The organism is Tardiphaga sp. (assembly GCF_028290785.1).
Taxonomy (GTDB): domain Bacteria; phylum Pseudomonadota; class Alphaproteobacteria; order Rhizobiales; family Xanthobacteraceae; genus Tardiphaga.
Genome location: NZ_JAQGJD010000108.1, coordinates 1 through 3887, shown reverse-complemented (window position 1 = coordinate 3887; position 3887 = coordinate 1). Strand labels below are relative to the sequence as shown.

Here is a 3887-nt window from a genome sequence, read left to right as displayed (position 1 = left end):
ATCGGCGTCGCCACCAGATGCAGCCCCGGAACAGCCTTCGGGGCGACCAGCAGGTGGCCGGAAATGGCGAAGCTCCGGGCCGAGGGGGCCGCGGAATCTTCGGATGGGGTCGGGGAAGCCGGTGTTGCGCGCATGGCGGCAATGTAGAGCGAAATCGAGAGAAGGGGCAGCCCTCTCGGTGTCGTCCCGGCCAAGCGAGCCTCTGGCGAGCGCGAGCCGGGACCCATACACGCGGTCGTCATGAGGCGCCGTGGCGATCGCCGCGGGTTGACCACGGACTCGGAGGGTATGGGTCCCGGATCTGCGTTCGCTTCGCGAACTTGTCCGGGACGACAGGCTTGGGAATGCCGGGACGACGGGACAGCCGTTTTTCGGTCGTTATGCCGCCGTTCATTGCGGCCATGTCAAAACGGCATTCACCGGGTGGCCGGACAAAAAGCTTTTGTTTTGGTTAACTTATCGCCGACAATATGTCTGAATCCCCGCTCCACCCTATATGGAGGTGGGGTACGGGCCGATCATGGTCGGCCGAGAGAAGAGTAGCGATGGCGGATTCGTTCAATTCCGGAAAACCGCGTTGGGGAACGACGAGGCGCACGGCTGTAGGCCTGCTGCTCGGCGCGCCGCTGCTTGGCGCCTGCGCCGGCGTGCAGCAGACCCTTTCCAACAGCTTTGGCACCGGCCCCGCCGCGCCGGCCGGACCGGCGCAGGAGCCGCTGGCGGTCGGCAAGGGCCAGGTCAAGGTCGGGCTGGTGCTGCCGCTGTCGGCCTCCGGCAATGCCGGGGTCGCGGCGCAGTCGATGAAGAACGCCGCCGAAATGGCGCTGGCCGAGTTCCAGAATCCGAATATCCAGATCCTGATCAAGGACGATGCCGGCAGCGCGCAGGGCGCGGGCCAGGCCACCCAGCAGGCGCTCGACGAAGGCTCGGAAATCATCCTCGGGCCGCTGTTTGCTTTGTCGGTGCCGTCCACCGCGGCGGCCACCCGCGCGCGCAATGTCCCGGTGATCGCGTTCTCGACGGATTCCAGCGTCGCCGGCCGCGGCGTCTATCTGCTCAGCTTCCTGCCGGAATCCGACGTCAACCGGATCGTCGATTACGCCGCCAGCACGGGCAAGAAATCCTTCGCCGCGATGCTGCCGGAAAATGCCTATGGCAATGTGGTCGAGGTCGCGTTCAAGCAGGCCGTGGCCCGCAAGGGCGGCCGTATTGTCGCGTTCGAGAAATACGGCGCCGACCGCTCCACGGCGGCGCGCAACATTGCCGCAGCCCTGGGCGGCGCCGACGCGCTGTTCCTGGCCGACGATGGCGAGGCGGTGGTCGCCACCACCGACGCGCTGACCGCCGCCGGCGCCAACCTGCGCAACATCCAGTTGCTCGGCACCGGCCTGTGGGACAATCCCCGGGTATTCGCCAGCGCGTCGCTGCAGGGCGGGCTGTACGCCGCGCCCGACCCGTCCGGTTTTCGCGCCTTCGCCGGCCGCTACCGCGCCAAATACGGCAACGAGCCGGTGCGCACCGCGACGCTGGCCTACGACGCCGTGGCGCTGGTCGCCGCTCTCGCGCGCACCCAGGGCGGGCAGCGCTTTTCGCAGGAGGTGCTGGTCAACCCGTCCGGCTTCGCCGGCATCGACGGGCTGTTTCGCTTCCGCCCCGACGGCAGCAACGAACGCGGCCTCGCCGTGATGCGCGTGGCCTCCGGCGGCGGTCAGCCGGTGGCCGGCTCGCCGAAGAGTTTTGGGGCGTAGCTCTTTCCGTTCCCCGGACGCGGTGCACTGCGCCGCGACTTCGCGGCGTGGTGCGCCGCAGATCCGGGGCCCCGGTTGTGCGGGAAAGAAACCGGGATCCCGGATCTGCGGAGCGGCACTTCGCGCCGCACCGCGTCCGGGAAACGAGTCGGTGCCCCGCCATTAGTGCAGCGGTTCAATCCTCACCCGCTGCAGCTTGTCCGGATTGCGGGTGATGTAGATCGCGGTGATGCGGCCATCCTCGATGGCAAGCGCGGTGGTCTGCAGCACGCCGTCGCGCTCAAAGCTGAGATAGCCGGGCAATCCGTCGATCCACAGCGTACGGAAACGTTCGTCGTGCTGGGCGCCGAGTTTGCGGGTCAGGCCTTCGAACAGCCGCAGCACGTGGTCCAGCCCGATGATCGGATTGGGGAAGGCGTTGACCTTGCCGCCGCCATCGGCGCGCAGCACCACCGTCTCCGACAGCAACGTCCGCAACGTGGCGATGTCGCCGCTGCGGGTCGCCGTGAAGAACGCCTCGGCGATGCGGCTGCCCTCCTCGGGCGCCACCGGAAAGCGCGGCCGGGCGTCCTGCACATGCTGGCGCGCGCGCACCGCCAACTGGCGCACCGCCGCGGGCTCGCGCTTCAGCGTGGTGGCGACATCGTCGAGCGCCACGCCGAACACGTCATGCAGCAGGAAGGCGGCACGCTCCAGCGGCGACAGCCGTTCCAGCGCCAGCATTAATGTCAGCGTCAGGTCGTCGCGATCCGGCGCCGTCTCCTCCTCGACCAGCGGCTCGGGCAGCCACGAACCGACATAGGTCTCGCGCCGCGCCCGCGCCGATTTCATCACGTCGAGGCACAGCCGCGTCACGACCTGCGACAGGAATGCCGCTGCGGACTGCACGGTGGCGGGATCGACTTGCCGCCATCGCAGCCAGGCGTCCTGCACGATGTCGTCGGCCTCGCTGAGCGACCCCAGCATGCGGTAGGCGATGCGCCGCAGCCGCGGCCGCTGCGCCTCGAACACGGCGGTGCCGGTTTCGTCCTGCGTGTGGCTTCGTTTCAGTGGTGCCGTCATCGCGTGCTCCCAACCCAGCATGCACCGCCCGGGACGAGCGGTGCAATATCCGGCGATCAGGCCGCCACGGCCGGCCGGTCGGCGGCACCCACCGGATGCTGCGCGCGAAAACCGACCTGCAGCCGATTCCACAGGTTGATGCTGCCGATCAGCATGGTGAGGTTGACCTGTTCGGCCTCGCTGAACTGCGCCTTCAGCAATTGGTAGTCCGCATCCGGCGCGCCGGTCTCACTGAGCAGGGTCAGCGCTTCGGTCCAGGCCAAAGCGGCGCGCTCGCGGTCGCTGTACAGCGGCGATTCGCGCCAGGCGCTGATCATGTGCAGGCGCATCTCGGTCTCGCCATGGGCACGGGCAGCGCTGACATGCATGTGAATGCAGAACGCGCAGCCGTTGATCTGCGAGGCGCGCAGCCTGACGAGTTCGAGCAGGCTGGTTTCGAGGCCGCTGGCGGTAATGCTGGCTTCCAGCGCCATCATCGCCTTGATGCCGGGCGGGACCAATTTGAATGCGTCGGTGATACGGGGGGTCATGATCTTCTCCATGGTGCGGGATGCACATGCCGAGAAGACGAGATGGAAGTGGCGGGTGTGACGTGGGGAGAGAAGAAATTTTTGGCGAGTTTCGTAGCCCGGATGGAGCGAAGCGAAATCCGGGATAACCCCATCAACTGAAACGCCGGCCCCGGATTGCGCTGTCGCCGTCGCTCTGCGAGCGCCGGCGACAGCTCCATCCGGGCTACTAACGTCTACGCCGCCCGATCAGCCACCACCGCATCGAGCACCGGAAAGCCCTCTTGCGTGACGCGCAGGCGGCCGTTTTCCTCGACCACGATGGCGCCTTCGTCGCGCAGGATGCGGATGCGGTCGGGATCCAGCGCGCGGCCGGACAGCGCCTTGTAGCGCTCGGGGTCGATGCCTTCGCCGAGCCGCAGCCCCATCAGCAAAAATTCATCGGCGCGTTCCTCGCTGTTGAGGATGTCGTCGGTGGTAACGCCGTGGCCCGAAGCCTCGACGCGCATCAGCCAGGCCTCCGGCCGCTTCTCGGTGGCGATGGCATGGCGCGAGCCATCGATATCGA

3 protein-coding genes and 2 pseudogenes are annotated in these 3887 nt (G+C 67.5%); 1 reads left to right on the top strand and 4 read right to left on the bottom strand.

What is annotated here, in order from left to right; all coding sequences use genetic code 11:
* Positions 1-194 (bottom strand): annotated as a pseudogene (locus JWR89_RS05970) (hypothetical protein); the annotation flags it as partial.
* A 351-nt stretch (positions 195-545) separates the two neighbouring features.
* Between JWR89_RS05970 and JWR89_RS05965 the strand changes: the two are divergent.
* Positions 546-1748, top strand: coding sequence for a penicillin-binding protein activator (locus tag JWR89_RS05965; protein ID WP_299712999.1), 1203 nt, complete (start codon positions 546-548; stop codon positions 1746-1748).
* 162 nt (positions 1749-1910) lie between these two features.
* On the opposite strand, the gene JWR89_RS05960 is transcribed toward JWR89_RS05965, so the two are convergent.
* The 3 genes and pseudogenes from JWR89_RS05960 to JWR89_RS05950 form a co-directional block, all read right to left on the bottom strand.
* Positions 1911-2810 (bottom strand): sigma-70 family RNA polymerase sigma factor, encoded by a 900-nt coding sequence (locus JWR89_RS05960; RefSeq protein WP_299712996.1) that lies wholly within the window; start codon positions 2808-2810, stop codon positions 1911-1913.
* Positions 2811-2866: 56 nt separating this feature from the next.
* Positions 2867-3340 carry a carboxymuconolactone decarboxylase family protein gene (locus JWR89_RS05955; RefSeq protein WP_299712993.1) on the bottom strand — a complete coding sequence of 158 codons (474 nt, stop codon included), beginning with the start codon at positions 3338-3340 and terminating at the stop codon, positions 2867-2869.
* A gap of 215 nt (positions 3341-3555) precedes the next feature.
* A pseudogene (locus JWR89_RS05950) lies at positions 3556-3887 on the bottom strand (coproporphyrinogen III oxidase); the annotation flags it as partial.

Coding starts and splice junctions, on each gene's coding strand:
- JWR89_RS05965 (WP_299712999.1), top strand. CDS start 546: ATGGCGGATTCGTTCAATTCCGGAAAACCGCGTTGGGGAACGACGAGG.
- JWR89_RS05960 (WP_299712996.1), bottom strand. CDS start 2,810: ATGACGGCACCACTGAAACGAAGCCACACGCAGGACGAAACCGGCACC.
- JWR89_RS05955 (WP_299712993.1), bottom strand. CDS start 3,340: ATGACCCCCCGTATCACCGACGCATTCAAATTGGTCCCGCCCGGCATC.